Consider the following 19,967-nt stretch of genomic DNA (forward strand, 5'->3'; position numbering starts at 1 on the left):
GCGATCAGCAGTGAGACGATCGCCGCCCGGATTCAGGCATTGGCAAGTGCGGGCCACTTTGAGAGCCAGGGCGACCTGCGGTACTGGGGCAATAGCATGATCCGATTGAAGGCCTCGCTTGTAGGCCAGGTGTCGTAGTCCCCTGGACTAATACCCTCCGACGAGGCTGATCACGAACCGTCCGCCGACGATGAAGAGATAGGCCCCGAACGCCACCTCCAGCGCCCGCTTCGACAGCGCGTGCGCGACCTTGACGCCGAGCGGCGCGGTGACGAGCGTTGTCGGCATCACCAGGAGCGCGCCGATCAACGAGACGTAACCGAGCGCGAACGGCAATTGCAGCGCGGCGACGTCGGGAAAGCGCGCGGCGGCGGGCCAGCCGGCATAGACGTAACCCAGCGCGCCGGGGATCGAGATCAGCACCGCGAGCGCCGACGACGTCGCGACCGCCTGATGGATCGGCCGGCCGTAGAAGGTCATCAGGAGATTGGCGAACAGGCCACCGCCGATGCCCATCAGCGTCGACAGCAGGCCGACGAAGAAACCATAGACCCGCATCAAGAATCCCTTCGGCACGTCGTCGCCGAATTTCCAGGTCTCGCGCGCCAGCAGCAGCCGCGCCGCAGCCGACCAGGCCACCACCACGAACACGATCTTGAACAGCCGCTCCGGCGCAAAGCGCGCGGTGACGCTGCCGGCGGCGACGCCGATCACGATCGGCAGCCACCAGCGCTTCAGGATCTCCATGTCGACCGCGCCGCGGCGATAATGGGCACGGAACGAGCTCAGCGAGGTCGGGATGATGATCGCGAGCGAGGTGCCGATGCACAGCGGCATCCGCACCTCGAGCGGCACGCCGGCGAGGCGAAAGCATTCGTAGAACACCGGCACCAGGATCGCGCCGCCGCCGATACCGAACAGGCCGGCGAGAAAGCCGGACAGCGCGCCGACCGCAACCAGCAGCAGCGCAAGCTCGAGCAACTCCCTGGGATCGAGGCCGGCCATCATGTCCTTCGCACAGCGTTTGGCGGGCGGCCGCAGTCGTGCCGCGGCGCCGTCTTCAGAGAGCAATAGCCGCTTTTCGGATTCGAGAGTATCTATGCTGTTGAGCAGGCTCTCTTGCGAAATGCGGAAGGATCGAGCTTGGACCAGCTTGCGGCGATGGCAGCTTTTGTCCGCGCGGTTGAGACCGGCAGCCTGTCGGCGGCGGCACGGTCGCTGCCGAGCTCGCTGACCTCGGTGAGCCGGCAGATCAGTGCGCTCGAGGAGCATTTCGGCACCCGCCTCTTGCTGCGCACCACCCGCCAGCTCGCGCTGACCGATGACGGCCGAATTCTTTACGAGCGCGCGAAGTCCGTCCTCGGCGAAGTCAGGGAGATCGAGGCGGCGCTGGCGCGCGACCCGCAGCGGCCGTCGGGCCGGATTCGGCTGAGCTCACCGAGCCTGATCGGACGGCTCGTGATCGCGCCGTTGCTGGTCGAGTTTCTACGCCGCTATCCGGCGCTCTCGGTCGACCTGCTGTTGATCGATCGCCCCGTCGACATGATCGAGGAAGACATCCATCTGGCCATTCGGATCGGCCGGCTGCGCGACTCGCAGCTCGTCGCGCGCAGGCTCACCGATCTGCAGATGATCGTGTGCGCGGCGCCGGACTATCTGGCGCGGCGCGGCGAACCGCGAACGCCGGGCGATCTTGCAGGGCACGACTGCCTGGTGTTTTCCGATTCGCCGGGCACCGCCGACTGGCGCTTTGCCGACGGCACGAAGACGGGCCGCAAATTCCGCATATCCGGTCGGCTCTGGATGAATAGCCTTGAGGCGCTGCTTGCTGCGGCGCGGGATGGTGCGGGCATCGTCCGTGTGCCGTCGTGGCAGGTGCAGTCCGATCTGGCGAGCGGCCGCCTGCAGCGCCTGCTGATCGCCCACGAGCCGGCGCCGGCGCCGCTGCATTTGATGCTTCAGCCGGCACGCCTCGCATCGCCTAAGATCAGGGCATTTGTCGATTATCTGGTGGAACAGTGGGGCAAGATCGATGCCTTCCGGGCCCCGTAAGTGAGCAGCTGAGCACGCCGATAGCCGGACACGAACAATGATTCATTTCTTAGTTCGACTAGTCTTGCATCTGGTATACCACACTGCGGATCAACCAGAATTCGGCAACTCTAACAATGAACTTCGGTTCGAGCGAAGGCTAATTGGCCGTTGCACGGGTTGATCCTAGTCCGTAAATAGAACTCCTCTACCGCGTTCCCCGATGGGCCGGGCGCGGTCCCTCACATCATAAAGCCCGCCGATGACCGCCAGGATCGAACGACCGCTTTCACCCCATATTCAGGCCTACCGGTGGACGCTGACGATGGCGCTGTCCATCGTCCACCGTGCCACAGGTTTGGCCCTCTATTTCGGCACCCTGCTGCTGGCGTGGTGGCTGATCGCCGCCGCCTCCGGCCCGACCGCCTACGCCAACGTTCAGGCCTTCACCGGCAGTGCGATCGGCAAGCTGATCGTGTTCGGTTACACATGGGCGCTGATGCACCATCTGTGCAGCGGCATCCGGCATTTCGTCTGGGATCTCGGCTACGGCTTCAAGGCCAATGAGCGCGAAGCCCTGACCTGGGGCGCACTGGTCGCCGGCATCGCACTGACCGTGCTGGTCTGGATCATCGCCTACGCGGTTGGAGGTGGACGATGAGCGGCCCCTCCTCGATGCGCACGCCGCTGGAGCGCGTCCGCGGCCTCGGCTCCGCGCATACCGGTACCTCCGATTTCTGGCGCCAGCGCCTCACCGCGGTTGCGATGACGCTGCTGATCGTTCCCGTGATCGTCGTGGTGATCATGCTGATCGGCCGCAATCATGCCGGCGCGGCACAGATGCTCGGCTCGATCCCGATCGCCATCATCCTGCTGCTCTTCATCGTCGCCAGCACCTGGCACATGAAGATCGGCATGCAGGTCGTGTTCGAAGACTACATCCATAACGAGAAGCTGAAGATCGCCTGCGTGATGGCGAACAACTTCTTCTGCGTCGCGGTCGCATTGGCCTCGATCTACGCAATCCTCAAATTGTCATCGGGAGTCTGACCCATGGCCGGCGAAGGTAACGGCAAGGCCACCAACGGCAGTGGCCCGGCCACGAACGGCAAGGCCTACCCGATTCAGGACCACACCTACGACGTTGTCGTGGTCGGCGCCGGCGGTGCGGGCCTGCGCGCGGTGGTCGGCTGCTCGGAAGCGGGCCTGCGCACCGCCTGCATCACCAAGGTGTTCCCGACCCGCTCGCACACCGTTGCGGCGCAGGGCGGCATCTCGGCCTCACTCGGCAACATGCACCAGGACGACTGGCGCTGGCACATGTACGACACCGTGAAGGGTTCGGACTGGCTCGGCGACCAGGACGCGATCGAATACATGGTGCGCAACGCACCCGACGCGGTCTACGAGCTCGAGCATTGGGGCGTCCCGTTCTCGCGCACCGAGGACGGCAAGATCTATCAGCGCCCGTTCGGCGGCATGACCATGGACTACGGCAAGGGCCAGGCGCAGCGCACCTGCGCCGCTGCCGACCGCACCGGCCACGCCATGCTGCACACGATGTACGGCCAATCGCTGCGCCACTCGGCCGAGTTCTTCATCGAATTCTTCGCCATCGACCTGATCATGGACGACCAGGGCGTCTGCCGCGGCGTGATCGCGCTCAAGCTCGATGACGGCACACTGCATCGCTTCCGCGCCCAGACCACGATTCTGGCGACCGGCGGCTATGGCCGCGCCTACGCCTCCTGCACCTCGGCGCACACCTGCACCGGCGACGGCGGCGGCATGGTGCTGCGTGCCGGCCTGCCGCTGCAGGACATGGAGTTCGTCCAGTTTCATCCGACCGGCATCTACGGCTCGGGCTGCCTCGTCACCGAGGGCGCCCGCGGCGAAGGCGGCTATCTCGTCAACTCCGAGGGCGAGCGCTTCATGGAGCGCTATGCGCCGTCGGCCAAGGACCTCGCCTCGCGCGACGTCGTCTCGCGCGCGATGACGATCGAGATCCGCGAAGGCCGCGGCGTCGGCAAGAAGAAGGATCACATCTTCCTGCACCTCGATCACCTCGATCCGAAGGTGCTGCATGAGCGGCTGCCGGGCATCTCCGAATCGGCGAAGATTTTCGCCAATGTCGACGTCACCCGCGAGCCGATCCCGATCGTGCCGACCGTGCACTACAACATGGGCGGCATTGCCACGAACTATCACGCCGAGGTGCTGACCAAGCGCAACGGTGACGACAATTCGGTGGTGCCGGGCCTGATGGCGATCGGCGAAGCCGCCTGCGTCTCGGTGCACGGCGCCAACCGCCTCGGCTCCAACTCGCTGATCGACCTCGTGGTGTTCGGCCGTGCCGCTGCGCTGCGCCTTGCCGACAAGCTGACGGCGAACGCCAAGCAGCCGGAGTTGCCGAAGGATTCGTCCGATCTCGCGCTCGGCCGGCTCGATCACTTCCGCCACGCCTCCGGCGGCACGCCGACCGCGAAGCTGCGCGACAGCATGCAGCATGTGATGCAAAACAATTGCGCGGTGTTCCGCACCGGCGACATTTTGCAGGAAGGCCAGAACCTGATCCACAAGGTCTATGGCGGCGTCGGCGACATCTCGGTCTCGGACCGCTCGCTGGTGTGGAATTCCGACCTGATCGAGACGCTGGAATTCGACAATCTGATCGTGCAGGCGGTCGTGACGATGGATTCGGCGGCCAACCGCACCGAAAGCCGCGGCGCGCATGCGCGTGAGGATTTCCCGGATCGCAACGACAAGGACTGGATGAAGCACACGCTGACCTGGATCGATCCGGCCGGCAAGACCGCGATCGAGTACCGTCCGGTGCACAGCTACACGATGACCAATGACGTGCAGTACATCCCGCCGAAGGCGCGGGTCTACTGAGAACGAAGGCGAGCAAGCATGGTTGAATTCGCACTTCCGAAGAATTCGAAGATTTCCGGCGGCAAGACCTGGCCGAAGCCGACGGGCGCCACCGAGACCCGCGAATTTCGGGTGTATCGCTGGAATCCGGACGACGGCAAGAATCCGAGTGTCGACACCTATTATGTCGACACCCATGATTGCGGTCCGATGGTGCTGGACGGCCTGATCTGGATCAAGAACCACATCGACCCGACGCTGACCTTCCGCCGCTCCTGCCGCGAGGGCGTCTGCGGCTCCTGCGCGATGAACATCGACGGCCAGAACACGCTGGCCTGCACCAAGTCGATGCACGATGTCGGCGCCGGCGGCGCGGTGAAGGTCAATCCGCTGCCGCACCAGCCTGTCGTCAAGGACCTGGTCCCCGACCTCACCAATTTCTACGCCCAGTATGCCTCGATCGAGCCGTGGCTGAAGACCACGACGCCGACGCCGCAGAAGGAGTGGAGGCAGAGCCACGAGGACCGCGAGAAGCTCGACGGTCTGTATGAATGCATCCTGTGCGCCTGCTGCTCGACCTCGTGCCCGAGCTACTGGTGGAACAGCGAACGCTTCCTCGGCCCCGCCGCACTGCTGCAGGCAACGCGCTGGGTCACCGACTCCCGCGACGAAGCGACCGGCGAGCGCCTCGACAATCTCGAGGATCCGTTCCGCCTCTATCGCTGCCACACCATCATGAACTGCGCCAAGGCGTGCCCGAAGGGCCTCAACCCCTCGGAGGCGATCGCCGAGCTCAAATTCAAGATGGTCGAACGCCAGATCTGATCCGACGCGGCTCGGCTGGCGCTGGTGTCGCCGGACTGCTGAGACTTCAGAACAGCAATTGGTAAACGGGTCTGCTTCGGCAGGCCCGTTTGTCGTTTCGACGCACTCAAGTCTTCAAACGTTCGTGCACCGTGACTTCGCCCGGACCGGGCGTCGGGCCCGGCACCTCGACGACCTCGGATTTTGGGAATTGCGCTGCTTTCATCGTCGCATCGTTGCGAGCTAGCCAAGTGGCCGACGGAAAACCCTGTCCGGATTGAACAAGCCGCTATCGTCGAGCGCGCCTTTGATCTTGCGCATCAGATCAATCTCGACCGGATCGCGATTCTTCTCAAGCAGATCGATCTTGGCACGGCCGATGCCGTGCTCCGCGGAGAACGTGCCGCCCAGGGAGATCGCGGTGTCGTAGACGAGCTCGCCGATGCGCTTACCTTGTTCCCTGGCCCGCTCGGTTCCGACGGCGGCCGGCAGCACCACGTTCAGATGGATGTTGCCGTCCCCGACATGACCGAACGGCACGACCATGGCATCGGCGAAGCCGGCCTCAATACCGGATCTGCACCGGCGCAGGAGATCCGGCACCCGGGCAATCGGCACGGCGATGTCGTGCTTGAAATCGCGGCCCGCCCTTTTCTGGACCTCAGTCTGATCTTCCCGCAGCCGCCACATCTGCTTGCGTTGTTCCCCGCTCTGCGCAAGCGACGCATCCACGATCGTCCCGTCTTCGAGCGCGCCGGCCAGAAACCCCTCGAGCATTTCCCTGAGACCGGCATCCCGGCGGCTCGACGTGAGTTCGATCAGGACGTAGTGGTCCGCCTTCTGCACAGGCGAGCGGAGCCCGTCGCGCTTTGCCAGTTCGACGCAGGAGCCGGACAAATATTCGATCGCGCGCACGTTCCCGTCGGCGGCCTCGCGCAGCTTCATCCAGAGATCGAGGACCTGGTCCTCGGTCTCCAGCGCGCAGAAGGCAACTTCACATACCCGCGGCTGCGGCGCGAGCTTCATCGCGGCTGCGGCGATGATGCCGAGCGTCCCCTCCGAGCCGGAGAACAGATGCTTGAGCGCGTAACCGGCGTTGTCCTTCCGCAACGTGCGCAGCCCATTCCATATTCTTCCGTCCGGCAGAACGACTTCCATTCCGAGCAGAAGATCTCTCGCGCTGCCATACCGAACCGCAGAGATGCCGCCAGCGTTTGTCGCCAGCGCGCCACCCAGCGTCGCGGTTCCTTCTGACGCGAACGACAACGGAAATAGAGTGCCCGCTTCGGCCGCGGCAGCCTGAAGATCCGCGATCGTCGCGCCCGCTTCCGCAACGACGGACATGTCAACCGGGTCGATGGAGCGGATCTTCCTCATGGAAGCCGTGCTGATGACAGCCTGGAAGCCGCTGTCGTCCGGCGTGGCGCCGCCGACGAGCCCGGTGTTGCCGCCTTGCGGCACGATGCCGACGCCGGCTTCCCGGCAGATCCGCACGCATTGCGCGAGGAGTTCGACCGAGTTCGGTCGCAGTACGCAGGCGGCGCGCCCCCGCAGCAGACCGCGCCAGTCGGTCAGATAAGCGTCGGCCAACTCGGGATCGGTGATGCATCCGGAGCCGAGCAGTTCGCGGAGCTTGCCGACGACATCGTTCATAGCTTCTTCCACGTTGCGGTGGCGTGCGCGATCGTCTCTCCGTCACCGTCGCAAGCCCGCGATTGCAGGAAGAACGTCTTGCGTCCGCTCTTGAGGAAGGTAGCGCGGCAGGTCACGGGTCCGCTGCGGACCGGCGCGAAGTACTGCACCTTCATCTCCAATGTGACGCCGGCGCCGAACTGATGCTTCAGCAGATGACCCATCGAGATGTCGAGCGCGGTCGTCAGCACGCCGCCGTGCAGCGAACCCTGCGGGTTGTACATGAAGGCTTTTACGTCGAGCGTGACGACGCATGCGTCCGCGTCGTAGGACACCGTCATCCCGAACAGGCGGGACAGGAAGAACGATCCGAATTCGTGCCGACCATCGCCCATGGCCGCATCGAACAGATCACGAATCTCGGCTTCCTGCATCCGTCGTATCCTCTATTCGGCCGATTGCTTCGGCGCGGCCTCGCCGAACGCGCCCTTCGAAGCGAATTCCGACAGGCGTTCCCGGGTCCAGCCGAGCCAGTCTTCGAACACCTCCACGGTATGCTCGCCCAACATCGGCGGCGGGATCGAGGGAGCGGGAGGCAGATCATCGAACCGCAGCGGCCGGGCGACGAACTTGACGTCGCCGGCGACCTTGTGAGCGACGCTCTGGACCATGCCCCGCTCGACCAGTTGGGGCGCCTCGCACACCTCGCCGACCGTCCTGATCGCCCCGCACGGAATCCCGGCCTTGCCGAGAACATTGAGCCAATGGTCGCGAGACTGCGACCGGAAGATCGGTCGCAGGATGTCGGCCAGCGCGGCGCGGTTCGCGGCACGTTTCGGGGCCTTGTCGAAACGGGTATCGTTCTCGATATCCTTGCGCTCGACGACGTCACAGAACATCGACCAGAACTTGTCGTTGGCGACGCCGACATTGAGCCAGCCGCCTCCGGCCTCAAACGTTTCGTAGGGGCTGATCGTGGGATGCACGTTGCCTCGGCGCTTCGGACTTTCTCCGGAGGCGAAGTACATGCCGGCGTTGAACGTGAGCAGCGAAGCCATGGCGTCGAGCATGGAGACGTCGACGCGTCCCCCGGCACCGCTGCGCTCGCGCTTCATGAGCGCGGCGAGGACCGCCTGCGACGCATAGAGGCCGGTGACCAGGTCGGCGATCGACGTGCCCACCTTCATGGGCGGTCCATCGGAATCACCGGTGATGTCCATTACGCCGGACTCGCCCTGCAAGATCAGATCGTAGCCGGGCCGGCTCGCATCCGGCCCGGTCCTGCCGAATCCGGAGATGCTGCACTGGATGAGCTTCGGATTGTCCGCGCTGAGCGCTTCGTAGGACAGGCCCCACTTGTCGAGCGTGCCGGGCCTGAAATTGTCGGTCACGACGTCGGCCACCTTCGCGAGTGCGAGCGCGGCGGCCCGGCCCGCCGGCGACTTCAGATCAATCGCGCAGCTTCTCTTGTTACGGTTGACCGACAGGAAGTAGGAACTCTCCCCGTTGACGAACGGAGGGCCGTATCGGCGACTCTCGTCGCCGGCACGCGGATCCTCGATCTTCACGACGTCCGCCCCAAGATCGCCGAGATGCATGGTGGCGAAAGGACCGGACACGACGCGGCACAGGTCCAGGACCTTGATGCCGGAGAGAGCTTCCATACTAGGCGATCGCATCCGCCAGATCCTTCATCGTCGGAACCGTGATGTCAGGCTGGTGCGGCGTCTGCTCGAACGGCCGGTCGCGCCGGTTGATCATCGCGGTCCGCATCCCGGCCGACTTCGCCCCGATGACGTCGAACGCGTGGTTGGCGACGAAGAGGATCTGATCCATCTTGAGGCCGAGTATTTCTGCCGCCTTCGTGTAGGTCGCGACGTGCGGCTTGAAGGAGTTTGCTTCGGCGACGGAGATCACGTCGTCGAACGGGATCTTGTGGTACCTCTTGGCCGTTTCCAGCATGTCGCGATCACCGTTCGAGAGCACGACCAGCTTGTATCTGGTTTGCAGCTTCGCGAGCGCCGCCGGCACCTCCGGGAAGCATTCGAGCTTCTCGATCTCGCCGACCAGGTACTTCACCTCCTCCTTCGTGTATTTGATGCCTGACCGGTCCATGACCTGGGAGACGGCACGGTGACCGATCTCGCGGTACGGCGTGTGCTCGCGGTGGAGCAGCGCGTCAATCATCGAATTCTCGAAGTGGGTCCGCCGCCACCAGGTGACGAACGAGTTCGGGTTACCCTTCCAGCCCTTCTCCTTGAGAAACGGCGTCGCGATCTTGACGAGGCCTCCCTGCATATCGACGACCGTGCCGTACTGGTCGAACATGCAGACCTTGATGGTATCCCTGAGCGTTTGTGTATCGGTCATCTCTTTCGTCCCTTTGCGTACGTTGCGTGATGGGTGATCCGGATTTGACCGCATCAGGCATCATTTCCGAAATCGATTGTTCTTCTGCGCACATTTGCGAAGTGAATGTCGTTCGCGAGAAGCCCGCTAAATCCTGTCTGCGGCACGCTCGGCATCGATACCGACGATCTTTCGGCGCGACGCTACGCTATCCGCTTCGATCGACGACCCCGATACTTCCTCCAGGGCGCGGCCCTTGGTCTCGAAGCCAAAGATCAGGAAGACCACTGCCTGGAAGAGGAGAATGCCCGCGAGCGTGATCAGCACTCCGACAAGCCCCTTCCAGGCGAAGATCGCGATGACGGCGAACTGCACCAGCGCAGTCGTCACGCGACCGGCTGTTGCGCAGATTGCGGTGCCGCGGAGCCGGTATCGCGTGGGGAAGAGCTCCGGCACGTGCATGGCGAACCCGGTCGCCAGCATGACGTAGATCGCGGTGACGAGCAGGAAGCCGACCGCGACCAACGGAACACCGTCGGGCATGAACGGATACGCCAATCCGAAGGCTGCGGCCGCGATCGACGATCCGACGATCGACGGCTTGCGGCCGATCGCGTCGGCGAGGGCCAGGCCGATCAGCGATCCCACCGGCCCGCCCAGCGACATGAAGGTCGTATAGCCGAGCGAGGACACGACGCTGTGGCCGCCCTTGACCATGAACGTCGGCAGCCAGCCGATGAATCCGTACAGACTGAAGCCGACGACGATGTGCAGCAGGCTGCCGAGCAACGTTCGGCCAAGGTACGGCGGCGCGAACAGCCGCCAGACCGAACCGCCCTGGTCTTCCGCCCGCTGCGGGGCCGAGACCGGAGGCAGCGGTCCTTTCCTGGCGGCTTCGGCTTCGATGTCGGCAAGAATCTTTTCAGCCTCGTCGGCGCGGCCGTTCGCGGCCAGCCAGCGGGGCGATTCCGGCATCGACTTTCTCATGAACCAGACGATCAGCGCGAGCACGCCGACGATGGCGAACATGTATCGCCAGCCGAACGACGGAATGACCCAGAGGCCGGTCATCGAGGAGGCGAACAGGGAGAAGTTGGTGATGACCGCCAGGATTCCGATCCACCGCCCGCGCGACGAGGCCGGGACGAACTCGGTCAGCGTCGCGTAGCCGACGACGATCTCGGCGCCGAGTCCGATGCCTATGACCAGCCGAGCGGCGATCAAGGCCTGCATGGATGGCGCGAGCGCGGCGGCGAGGGATGCCAGACCGAAGATGGCGAGGTTGACCTGGTAGGAGAACCGCCGGCCGTAGCGATCACCAAGTATCCCGGAGAACCAGGCTCCGAGGGTCATGCCGATGAAAGTGGCCGTCACGAACGCCGCGTTGAGTTCGAGGGTCGACCAGCCCTCTTTCAGCACGGCACCGAGTACGCCGCCCGCCAGGTAGATGTCGAAGGCATCGAGGAACATGCCCGCGCCGATCAGCGCCAGGATCCGCCAATGAAAGCTGCAGATCGGTAGCCGATCGAGCCGAGCGCCCGCGTTCACCGATGCCACCTGCGCGTCCGTAACGTCTTGCATCAATCCCTCCCAAGGTCGGCCGGGTTCGGCCGAAGAAACATTTGGGAGCAGGATGGTGACCGCGACGGCGGCGTCTAATCGGAATTCGCAATTCCACTATTGGGCGGACTGATAGTGTCCCTTCAGCGCAGCTTCCGGGCGCGGCGCGGCCGGCGAAAGACGCCCGTCATTCACCATCGGCGAGCCCTTGCGCAGCGTCGAAAAAGACCGATCGGAGCCAGTTCAGTTCCTGGCTGGCGTCGTGTCGGCGGTGCCAATACATCGACCATTCGAACGGCTCGGAAGCAAATGGCAGGTCGCGGATCGCCAGATCCTCCGTGACCATCGCGAATGCCAGACGTCGCGGCATGACCGACAGCAGGTTCGAGTCGCGCAGCACGTGCGGCACCAGAAGCCAATGCGGGATGTTGACCGCGACCTGGCGTGTCACGCCCTGGCGGGCGAGCACGTCGTCGACGAAACGAAGGTCGGTCGGCGACATCGAGACCTTGAGGTGCGACGATTGCAGGAAGGTTTCCATCGTGAACGGTCGTTGCGCCGCCGGATGACCTTCGCGCATGACGCAGACCATCCGATCCTTCATCAGGACGACCGACTTGATCGAATTCGAGTGCGCAAGACCCATGCTGATCGCGAGGTCGATTTCGTCCTTTTCGAGGGCCTCGACCGTCTGCGTCGGCGAGTAGTGCACGACGTCGATGTGGGCAAATGGCGCCTTCTCTTGCAGGGTCTTGCTGACGGCCGGAAGCAGCAGCCGGCTGAGGAGGTCGGACAGCCTGACGCAAAAGCTTCGGGTCGACGTCGCGGCTTCGAAGCTGGACTCGCTATCCAGAAGGCGCTCCAGCTGGCGCAGCAGCCGCTTGACCGGCTCCGCCAGCTCGATCGCGCGCGGCGTAGCCTGCATGCCGTTGGCCGTGCGCACCAGAAGCTCGTCCTTGAAGATGTGCCTCAGCCTCGAAAGCGCATTGCTCATGGCGGGCTGACTGAGGCCGACCCGGTCAGCCGCGCGGGTGACGTGAAGGTCGGTTAGAAGAGCGTTGAGAGCGACCAGAAGATTGAGATCAACGGATCTGAGGTTCATGACCGGTCCTGCGCAGCGCACCACTATTGATGATACAAATAGTACGCCGGCAACAATCCATTTGGAAGATTACGATCACCCGATCACGGGCGGATCAGGATATCGGACCCGACGGCATCGACGGCAGCTCGATCCAAATCCAGCACGACGTCGACAATGCTGTGATCCTCCGGATCCATCATGACGGTGAAGCCGAGATCGCGGCACATCCCGATCATCGTGCTGTTCTCGGTCAAGACCTGGCTGGACAGGCGCTTTAATCCCTCCGACCGCGCATAGTGGATCAGGAGCTGCATCAGCGCCCAGCCGAGGCCTTTGCCCTTGAGATCGGACTGCAGCAGGATCGCGTATTCGGCGTTCTGGTACAGCGAGTCCGAATGCAGCCGGACCGCGCCCATCATCTCGCCGGTGGTCGGATCGAGCGCCACGAACGCCATCGCACGCGCATAGTCGAGCTGGGTCAGGCGCGCGATGAACGCGTGCGAGAACTCCTTCATCGCGTGGAAGAAGCGCAGCCTGAGATCCTCGGCGGTGACGCGCCGGAAGAAGGCCTCGACCATCGGCTCGTCCTCCGGCCGCATCGGGCGCACCGTGACATGCGAGCCGTCGCGTAACGCAAGCTCGCCCTCCCATTGCGACGGATAGGGCCGGACGGCGAGCCGGGTGTGGCCGGCAAACAGCCGGGTGGGTTTGCGGATCGCCACCCGCGCATCGAGCGCAAGCACGCCACTCTCGTCCGCCAGCATCGGATTGATGTCGAGCTCCGCGACCTCGGGAATGTCGGCCGCCATCTGCGCCAGCTTGACCAGGGTGAGCGGCACCACATCGACCGGGACAGCGGGCACATCGCCATAGCCGTCGAGCAGCCGCGAGACGCGGGTGCGTCCGATCAGCTCGCGGGCGAGATTCATGTCGAGCGGCGGCAGCGCCAACGCCTTGTCGTTGATCACCTCGACCGCGGGGCCGCCGCGGCCGAATACAATGACCGGACCGAAGGTCGGATCGTCGGCGATGCCGAGGATCAGTTCACGCGCCGCGCGCCGCACGGTCATCGGCTGGATCGTCACGCCCTGCAGGGTGGCATCGGGCCGCGCGCTGCGTGCCCGCTCGAGCACCGTCCTTGCGGCTTCGACGACACTGTCCCGGGTGCGCAGGTCGAGGATGACCCCGCCGACATCGGACGCGTGCCGGATGTCGCGCGAAAACACCCTCACCACAATCGCGTGCCCCTCGGCGAGGAACGGTGCCGCCTTTTCGGCGGCGTCCTCGGCACTGTCAGCGACGAGCGTCGTCACGATCGGAATACGATAAGCCTCGAACAGCGCGACGATCTCGGACGGATCGAGCCAGGCGCGTCCGTCCGACAACGCCTTCATGACGACGTGCCGCGCCGCCGCCGTCTCCGGCGTGAACACCGAAGCGACGCCGGGCGGGGTCGCGGCGAGCGCGGTGGAAGCCTCGCGATAGCGCACCAGATACATGAAGGCGCGGACCGCATCGTCCTCGGTCGGGAAATGCGGAATCCGCGCCGCCTCGAAGATCGCGCCGGTGCGCTCGTCGGCGCCGACCCACGCCGCAAGCACCAGTGCCGCGACCGCACTTCTTTTGGTCCTGCGGTCACGCACACATTGCGCCACCGCCTCAGCGATCCCCTTGGCCGGTGCCACCGCCATCTCGACATTCGCGACCAGCACCGCGTCGCTGTTGGCATCGTCGAGCAGCGCGTTGAGCGCCACCACGTAGCGGGCGGCATCAGCGTCGCCGGCGATGTCGACGGGATTGGCGCATGACCAGCCCGGCGGCAGCATCTGGTCGAGCCGTTCGATGGTCCCAGTCGTCAGCGTCGCGGGAACGCCGCCGAGCTCGGCCAGCCGGTCGGTCGCGAGGATGCCGAGCCCGCCGCCATTGGTGAGGATCGCGAGCCGGTTGCCGCGCGGGACGAAGCCGCGGCCGAGCAGCTCGGCGCAGTCGAACAGCTGGCGCAGGTCGTAGACGCGCAGCATGCCGGCGCGGCGGAACGCGGCGTCGTAGACCGCATCGGAGCCGGCCAGCGCGCCGGTGTGGGTCGCGGCGGCCTTTGCGCCTTGCGCCATCCGGCCGGACTTGACGACGATGACCGGCTTCATGCGCGCGGCGGCACGCGCCGCCGACATGAACTTGCGCGCGTCCTTGACCGCCTCGAGGTAGATCAGGATCGCGTTGGTATGATCGTCCAGCGCGAAATAATCCAGCAGGTCGGCGACGTCGACATCGAGCTGGTCGCCGATCGATGCGATGCCGGAGAAGCCGAGCCGCCGCTCGGCCGCCCATTCGATCATCGCCGACGCGACCGCACCGGACTGCGAGATCAGGGCGACATGTCCGTCGGACGGCTGATGCGAGGCGAAGCTCGCGTTGAGCTTGGCGCGCGGCACCATGACGCCGAGACAATTCGGCCCGATCAGGCGCATGCCATGCCGCCGCGCCGTCTGCCCCGCGGTCTCCGCGAGCGAGCCCGCGCCGTGACCGAGACCGGCCGACAGGATCGCCGCTCCGGCAACACCGGCAAGGCCAGCCTCCGCGACGATCTCCGGGACCGCGGCCGCCGCCGCACTGATGACGATGAGATCCGGAACGAACGGCAACGACTTCAGGTCGGGAACGGTCGGCTCGCCGTCAACCTCTGCATAGTGCCGGTTAACGACGCCCAGCCTGCCGGCAAAGCCGCTCGCCTTGATGTTTCGAAGCACCGCCGCGCCGAGCGACGACGGGCGTGGGCTGCCGCCGATCACCGCGATGCTTCGAGGCGAAAATACCCGCTCCAGGCCGAACGTCGACATTGCGTGGTCTCGCAGGGAACCCGTGGATGCGCGAGAGGCGCCCCCGAACGAACTCTACTTCGTCGCCTTCCCGGTTGCACCCATTGCTGCCGCGACAGAATGCGACGGCCCGGCTAGTGCAGGCCCAGCGCCTGCGCCAGATTGAAGGTCAGGAAGCTCGCGACATAGGCCAGCGCGAGCATGTAGATGAACGTCACCACCATCCACTTCGCGCCGCCGGTCTCGCGGCGGATCACTGCGAGCGTCGAGGCGCATTGCGGGGCGAAGATGTACCAGACCAACAGCGACAGCGCGGTCGCCAGCGTCCATTTCTGCGCCAGCACCTGGCCGATCTGATCCGCCGCCTCCTTGCCGCCCTCGATCGAATAGACGGTGCCGAGCGCCGCGACCGCGACCTCGCGCGCCGCCATGCCGGGGATCAGCGCCACCGCGATCTGCCAGTTGAAACCGATCGGCCGCAGCAACGGCTCGAGCGCATGGCCGATCATCGCCGCAAAGCTGTAATTGATCGCCGGCCCCTCGGCGCCTGCGGGCGCAGTCGGGAACGAGGCCAGGAACCAGATCAGCACCATCATCGAGAGGATCGTGGTGCCGGCGCGATACAGGAACATCTTGGCGCGGGTGAACACGCCGATCGCGATGCTCTTCAGCCGCGGCATCTTGTAGTCGGGCAATTCCAGCATGAACGGCGCCGGCGCATGGTCGCGCCACAGGAAGAATTTTGCGATCGCCGAGACCGTCAGCGCGCTGGTGATTCCAGCCGCATAGAGGCCGAACATCACCAGCCCCTGCAGATTGACGAAACCCCACACCGTCGTCGCCGGAACGAAGGCCGAGATGATCAGCGTATAGACCGGAATGCGCGCCGAGCAGGTCATCAGCGGCGCGATCAGGATCGTGGTCAGGCGGTCGCGCCTGTTGTCGATCACCCGCGTCGCCATGATGCCGGGAATGGCGCAGGCGAAGCTCGACAGCAGCGGAATGAAGGCGCGGCCATGCAGTCCGGCGCCGCCCATGATGCGGTCCATCAGGAACGCGGCGCGCGCCATGTAGCCGAAATCTTCCAGCAGCAGGATGAACAGGAAGATGATGATGATCTGCGGCAGGAACACGATGACGCTGCCGACGCCGGAGATCAGGCCGTTCTGCAGGAAGCTTTGCAGCAGGCCCCAGCCTTCGGGCATCACGTCGTGGATCAGCTGCCCGAGCGCGGAGAAGCCGTCCGACAGCAATTCCATCGCCGGCTGCGCCCAGGTGAACACCGCCTGGAACATCACGAACAGGATCACGGCCAGGATCACGAGACCTCCGACCGGATGCAGCACGACCGAATCGATCCGGTTGGTCAGCGTGTCCGGCTTGGTCGGCAAGGTCACCGCCGCGGCGATGATGCGGTCCGCCTCGCGCTGCGCCGCCTTGAGATCGGCGATCGTCGGCGTCGTCCACTGGCTGGCCGCCGCCTCATGCGACCGCGCCAGGAATTCGTCGGTTCGTTTCAAGAGCTCGTCGACGCCGCCCTTGCGGACCGCGACCGAGGTCACGATCGGCAGGCCGAGCTCCTGCGACATGCGCTCGAGATCGATCGTGACGCCGCGGCGCCGCGCGATATCGATCATGTTGAGCACGAGCATCATCGGCCGGCCGACCCGCTTGAGCTCGAGCACGAGCCGCAAGGTCAGCCGCAGATTGGTGGCGTCGGCGACGCAGAGCACCAGATCGGGCACTGCCTCGCCGTCGAAGCGGCCGAGCACGATGTCGCGGGTGATCTCCTCGTCCGGGCTGCGGCCGCGCAGCGAATAGGTGCCGGGCAAATCGAGCACGGTGACGCTGCGGCCCTCCGGCGTGACGAAGCCGCCGGATTTGCGCTCGACCGTGACGCCCGGATAATTGGCGACCTTCTGCCGGCTGCCGGTCAGGCTGTTGAACAGCGACGTCTTGCCGGTGTTCGGCGCGCCGACCAGCGCCAGGCGCAAAGATGCAGTTGTCATTCGACGATCACGGCCATGGCTTCGCTCCGGCGCAGCGCGATCGTGATGTTGTCGACGCGCACCGCGATCGGATCCCGCCGGATGGTGCCTTCATGCAGGATTTCCACGCGCGCGCCCTCGACAAATCCCATCTCGACCAGGCGCTGCTCCAGCTCCTGCGGAGAGAGCGATGAACCCGTCACGAGCGCATCGAGCCTGATGATCTTTCCGACAAAACCGCGGTCCGCATGTCCGAGCCGGATGTCCTGTAGATTATCCTGGGTGGAGTTTGGATCGCCTGTCATGCGGCCTGTTTTTCAGCAGGTAGTCACAGGGTCAAGCATTTGCCCGTGAGAGGTTTTAGAACTCCTAAAAACAGTGCCCGGAAGCGTCGTCCGGGCCGATTTTCCGCTTAACTGCCGGCGAGGCGCTAACGCGGTCGTGATGTCGCCGGACGGCGTCAGCCCTGCGCGGCCCCGGATACGAGCCGGCTCCCAATTGATCGATCCCGGTTGGCCTCCGGTAACCTTGACCGGCCGCGGGATGGCGAAGGAAGCCCGGCGCCACGCGCCGGGACGGGGATTCGCTTTCTCCGGCGCGATGGTTTGCGTTAAGGTCGCTGTGGAGCCGGAGCGCCCGTGCAGACCGCACAACGTAATTCGCTGAAACTGCTGCAATGGATGATGGCCGCCTCACTGGCCCTTCCGCTGGCGCTGTTCGCGTTTGCGTCCGCAATGTCCTGGATTTCGACCAGCGAGGCCGCCGACCAGGAGATCCAACGCACGCTCGACGTCGCCCACGAGCACGCGCTCAAGGTGTTCGAGACCATCGACCGCAGCCTGGCCGAAGTCACCGAGGTCATCCGCGGCATGAGCGACGCCGACATCGTCGCCCGCGAAAAGGGCCTGCACGCGCGGCTGCGCGTGGTCGCCGAGGCGCTGCCCCAGGTGAAGTCGGTCTGGGTGTTCGATGCCAACGGCCGTGCCCTGGTCAACAGCCTGGTGTCGCCGGCCCCCGACGTCGACTTCTCGGACAGGGATTACTTCCGGATTCCCGCCGAGCGCGACATCGGCACCTATATCGGCGAGGTGCTGACGCCGCGGCCGCCCTATCTGGGCGCACGGTTCTTCAGCGTCGGCCGGCGCCGCAACAATGAGGACGGCAGCTTTGGCGGCGTCCTCCAGGCCTCCGTGCTTCCGGAATATTTCGAGAATTTCTACGCCAAGATCGGCCGCGAGCCCGGCAGCTTCCTGGCGCTGATCCGGACCGACGGCGCGGTGCTGGCGCACTTACCCGTCATCGATCACGACGTCCGATTCGAGCCGAGCGGGCCGCTCGGGCGCCAGATCGTCGCCAATCCGCTGGCCGGCGCCATGACGATCCCGTCCCCGGCTGACGGCATCGAACGGCGCATGCGCTATCAGCGGCTGGCCGAATACCCGATCTATGTCAGCGCCGGCCTCGAGACCGCGGCGATCCGCTCGCGCTGGGTGTCGACCATGGCCCAGCACCTGATCTTCGGCATCCCGGCCACCGCGCTGCTGTTCGGCCTGCTCGCGCTCGCCTACCGGCGAACCCAGCGCCTGGAGGAAGAGGCCAGCCGGCGCATCGAGGCCGAGGAGGCGCTGCGGCACGGCCAGCGGCTGGAGGCACTCGGGCAACTCACCGGCGGCGTCGCGCACGACTTCAACAATCTGCTTACCGTGATCCGCGCCTCGGTCGACATGCTGCGGCGGCAGGACCTTCCCGAGCCGCGGCGGCAGCGCTACATCGATGCGATCTCCAACACCGTGAACCGTGCCGCCAAGCTGACCAACCAGCTCCTTGCGTTCGCGCGCCGGCAGACCCTCAAGCCCGAGGTGTTCGACGCCAGCCAGAACGTCCGCACCCTGAGCGAGATGATCGCAACCCTGATCGGCTCGCGCATCGAGATCGCAGCGCAGGTGCCGGACGAGAGCTGTCTCGTCAACGCCGATGCCGGCCAGTTCGAGACCGCGATCATCAATATGGCGGTGAATGCGCGCGACGCGATGGACGGCGTCGGCCGGCTCACGATCACGGTTCGCCCGGTGAACGACCTGCCATCCGCGACGACCGGCCCGCCCAACCCGCACGGCCATGTCGCGGTGTCGGTCACCGATACCGGCGTCGGCATTCCGCCGGAGCTGTTCGGCCGCATCTTCGAGCCGTTCTACACCACCAAGGAGGTCGGTCACGGCACCGGTCTCGGCCTGTCGCAGGTATTCGGCTTCGCCAAGCAGTCGGGCGGCGAGGTGACCGTCACCAGTGACGTCGGCAAGGGAACGACATTCACGCTTTATCTGCCGCGCGTCGTCGGCGAGCACAGCCCGCAATCGCTGCTCACCGAGGACGCGCCCTCGGTCGATCGGGCCAATGCATCGGTCCTGATCGTCGAGGACAATGCCGAGGTCGGAAAATTCGCCGCCGACACGCTGACCCAGCTCGGCTGCACCTGCGTGCTGGTCGAGAACGCCACCCACGCGCTGGAAGAGCTGGCGGTCGACCCGAGCCGCTTCGACCTGGTATTCACCGATGTCGTGATGCCCGGCATGAGCGGCATCGAACTCGCGGAGGAAATCCGTCGGCAGGGGCTCGATCTGCCGATCGTGCTCGCCTCCGGCTACAGCCAGGTGTTGTCCCAGCAGGGCAGCGGTGGCTTCGAGCTGCTGCAGAAGCCCTATTCGGCCGAGCAGCTCGCGCGCATGCTGCACAAGGCCGCGCGCTCGCGCAGACTGCGGCGGGATCAAGCGCCGGCCGGGTGAGGGAGTCGGGCGCAGGCGCCACAGATTCGATGTCGTCCCTGCTTTC

Annotated in this window: 16 protein-coding genes; 6 read left to right on the top strand and 10 right to left on the bottom strand. The window is 65.2% G+C overall.

Annotated elements, in window-relative coordinates; genetic code table 11:
- Positions 1-147 precede the first annotated feature (147 nt).
- Positions 148-1,008, bottom strand: coding sequence for a sulfite exporter TauE/SafE family protein (locus H8A95_RS32485; protein WP_229186900.1), 861 nt, complete (start codon positions 1,006-1,008; stop codon positions 148-150).
- 153 nt (positions 1,009-1,161) lie between these two features.
- Between H8A95_RS32485 and H8A95_RS32490 the strand changes: the two genes are divergently transcribed.
- From H8A95_RS32490 to H8A95_RS32510, 5 genes are all read left to right on the top strand, one after another.
- Positions 1,162-2,052: a LysR family transcriptional regulator gene (locus H8A95_RS32490; RefSeq protein ID WP_229186901.1), complete on the top strand. Its 891-nt coding sequence runs from the start codon at positions 1,162-1,164 to the stop codon at positions 2,050-2,052.
- A gap of 241 nt (positions 2,053-2,293) precedes the next feature.
- Entirely contained in the window at positions 2,294-2,692 is a 399-nt protein-coding gene (gene sdhC / locus H8A95_RS32495; protein ID WP_229186888.1) for a succinate dehydrogenase, cytochrome b556 subunit, read from the top strand.
- Between the two features lie 14 nt (positions 2,693-2,706).
- Positions 2,707-3,081 (top strand): succinate dehydrogenase, hydrophobic membrane anchor protein, encoded by a 375-nt coding sequence (sdhD, locus tag H8A95_RS32500; protein WP_223972489.1) that lies wholly within the window; start codon positions 2,707-2,709, stop codon positions 3,079-3,081.
- Between the two features lie 3 nt (positions 3,082-3,084).
- On the top strand, positions 3,085-4,926 hold the full coding sequence (gene sdhA, locus H8A95_RS32505) for a succinate dehydrogenase flavoprotein subunit (RefSeq protein WP_229186889.1): 1,842 nt from the start codon (positions 3,085-3,087) through the stop codon (positions 4,924-4,926).
- An 18-nt stretch (positions 4,927-4,944) separates the two neighbouring features.
- On the top strand, positions 4,945-5,730 hold the full coding sequence (locus H8A95_RS32510; RefSeq protein ID WP_223971016.1) for a succinate dehydrogenase iron-sulfur subunit: 786 nt from the start codon (positions 4,945-4,947) through the stop codon (positions 5,728-5,730).
- 222 nt (positions 5,731-5,952) lie between these two features.
- Here the strand turns inward: H8A95_RS32510 and H8A95_RS32515 are convergent, their stop codons facing one another.
- From H8A95_RS32515 to H8A95_RS32555, 9 genes are all read right to left on the bottom strand, one after another.
- Positions 5,953-7,362 carry an FAD-binding oxidoreductase gene (locus H8A95_RS32515; RefSeq protein WP_229186890.1) on the bottom strand — a complete coding sequence of 470 codons (1,410 nt, stop codon included), beginning with the start codon at positions 7,360-7,362 and terminating at the stop codon, positions 5,953-5,955.
- Positions 7,359-7,775, bottom strand: coding sequence for a PaaI family thioesterase (locus H8A95_RS32520; RefSeq protein WP_229186891.1), 417 nt, complete (start codon positions 7,773-7,775; stop codon positions 7,359-7,361). The genes H8A95_RS32515 and H8A95_RS32520 overlap by 4 nt, the downstream gene beginning before the upstream one ends.
- Before the next feature lie 12 nt (positions 7,776-7,787).
- Entirely contained in the window at positions 7,788-9,020 is a 1,233-nt protein-coding gene (locus H8A95_RS32525; protein WP_229186892.1) for a CaiB/BaiF CoA transferase family protein, read from the bottom strand.
- Positions 9,007-9,711 (bottom strand): haloacid dehalogenase type II, encoded by a 705-nt coding sequence (locus H8A95_RS32530; protein ID WP_229186893.1) that lies wholly within the window; start codon positions 9,709-9,711, stop codon positions 9,007-9,009. The genes H8A95_RS32525 and H8A95_RS32530 overlap by 14 nt, the downstream gene beginning before the upstream one ends.
- A gap of 126 nt (positions 9,712-9,837) precedes the next feature.
- Complete coding sequence (locus tag H8A95_RS32535) at positions 9,838-11,160, bottom strand: MFS transporter (RefSeq protein ID WP_229186894.1); 1,323 nt, start codon at positions 11,158-11,160, stop codon at positions 9,838-9,840.
- Between the two features lie 277 nt (positions 11,161-11,437).
- On the bottom strand, positions 11,438-12,352 hold the full coding sequence (locus H8A95_RS32540) for a LysR family transcriptional regulator (RefSeq protein ID WP_229186895.1): 915 nt from the start codon (positions 12,350-12,352) through the stop codon (positions 11,438-11,440).
- 83 nt (positions 12,353-12,435) lie between these two features.
- The gene (locus H8A95_RS32545; protein WP_229186896.1) at positions 12,436-15,171 is read right to left on the bottom strand and encodes a bifunctional acetate--CoA ligase family protein/GNAT family N-acetyltransferase; all 2,736 of its coding nucleotides are present in this window, start codon (positions 15,169-15,171) and stop codon (positions 12,436-12,438) included.
- A 113-nt stretch (positions 15,172-15,284) separates the two neighbouring features.
- A complete protein-coding gene (gene feoB, locus H8A95_RS32550) occupies positions 15,285-17,159 on the bottom strand; it encodes a ferrous iron transporter B (protein ID WP_229186897.1) in 1,875 nt (624 codons plus the stop codon).
- Positions 17,156-17,443 (bottom strand): FeoA family protein, encoded by a 288-nt coding sequence (locus tag H8A95_RS32555; protein WP_229186898.1) that lies wholly within the window; start codon positions 17,441-17,443, stop codon positions 17,156-17,158. Before H8A95_RS32555 ends, feoB begins: the two co-directional genes overlap by 4 nt.
- 333 nt (positions 17,444-17,776) lie before the next feature.
- Here H8A95_RS32555 and H8A95_RS32560 point away from each other — a divergent pair, with 333 nt between their 5' ends.
- Positions 17,777-19,921, top strand: a complete 2,145-nt coding sequence (locus H8A95_RS32560) for an ATP-binding protein (RefSeq protein ID WP_229186899.1) — start codon at positions 17,777-17,779, stop codon at positions 19,919-19,921.
- Positions 19,922-19,967: the final 46 nt, after the last annotated feature.

It is taken from the genome of Bradyrhizobium oropedii (assembly GCF_020889685.1).
Classification (GTDB): domain Bacteria; phylum Pseudomonadota; class Alphaproteobacteria; order Rhizobiales; family Xanthobacteraceae; genus Bradyrhizobium; species Bradyrhizobium oropedii.

Bases quoted from the DNA above. Each gene is read 5' to 3' on its own strand.
- H8A95_RS32485 (WP_229186900.1), bottom strand. From the start codon at position 1,008: ATGATGGCCGGCCTCGATCCCAGGGAGTTGCTCGAGCTTGCGCTGCTG.
- H8A95_RS32490 (WP_229186901.1), top strand. From the start codon at position 1,162: ATGGCAGCTTTTGTCCGCGCGGTTGAGACCGGCAGCCTGTCGGCGGCG.
- sdhC (WP_229186888.1), top strand. From the start codon at position 2,294: ATGACCGCCAGGATCGAACGACCGCTTTCACCCCATATTCAGGCCTAC.
- sdhD (WP_223972489.1), top strand. From the start codon at position 2,707: ATGCGCACGCCGCTGGAGCGCGTCCGCGGCCTCGGCTCCGCGCATACC.
- sdhA (WP_229186889.1), top strand. From the start codon at position 3,085: ATGGCCGGCGAAGGTAACGGCAAGGCCACCAACGGCAGTGGCCCGGCC.
- H8A95_RS32510 (WP_223971016.1), top strand. From the start codon at position 4,945: ATGGTTGAATTCGCACTTCCGAAGAATTCGAAGATTTCCGGCGGCAAG.
- H8A95_RS32515 (WP_229186890.1), bottom strand. From the start codon at position 7,362: ATGAACGATGTCGTCGGCAAGCTCCGCGAACTGCTCGGCTCCGGATGC.
- H8A95_RS32520 (WP_229186891.1), bottom strand. From the start codon at position 7,775: ATGCAGGAAGCCGAGATTCGTGATCTGTTCGATGCGGCCATGGGCGAT.
- H8A95_RS32525 (WP_229186892.1), bottom strand. From the start codon at position 9,020: ATGCGATCGCCTAGTATGGAAGCTCTCTCCGGCATCAAGGTCCTGGAC.
- H8A95_RS32530 (WP_229186893.1), bottom strand. From the start codon at position 9,711: ATGACCGATACACAAACGCTCAGGGATACCATCAAGGTCTGCATGTTC.
- H8A95_RS32535 (WP_229186894.1), bottom strand. From the start codon at position 11,160: ATGTTCCTCGATGCCTTCGACATCTACCTGGCGGGCGGCGTACTCGGT.
- H8A95_RS32540 (WP_229186895.1), bottom strand. From the start codon at position 12,352: ATGAACCTCAGATCCGTTGATCTCAATCTTCTGGTCGCTCTCAACGCT.
- H8A95_RS32545 (WP_229186896.1), bottom strand. From the start codon at position 15,171: ATGTCGACGTTCGGCCTGGAGCGGGTATTTTCGCCTCGAAGCATCGCG.
- feoB (WP_229186897.1), bottom strand. From the start codon at position 17,159: ATGACAACTGCATCTTTGCGCCTGGCGCTGGTCGGCGCGCCGAACACC.
- H8A95_RS32555 (WP_229186898.1), bottom strand. From the start codon at position 17,443: ATGACAGGCGATCCAAACTCCACCCAGGATAATCTACAGGACATCCGG.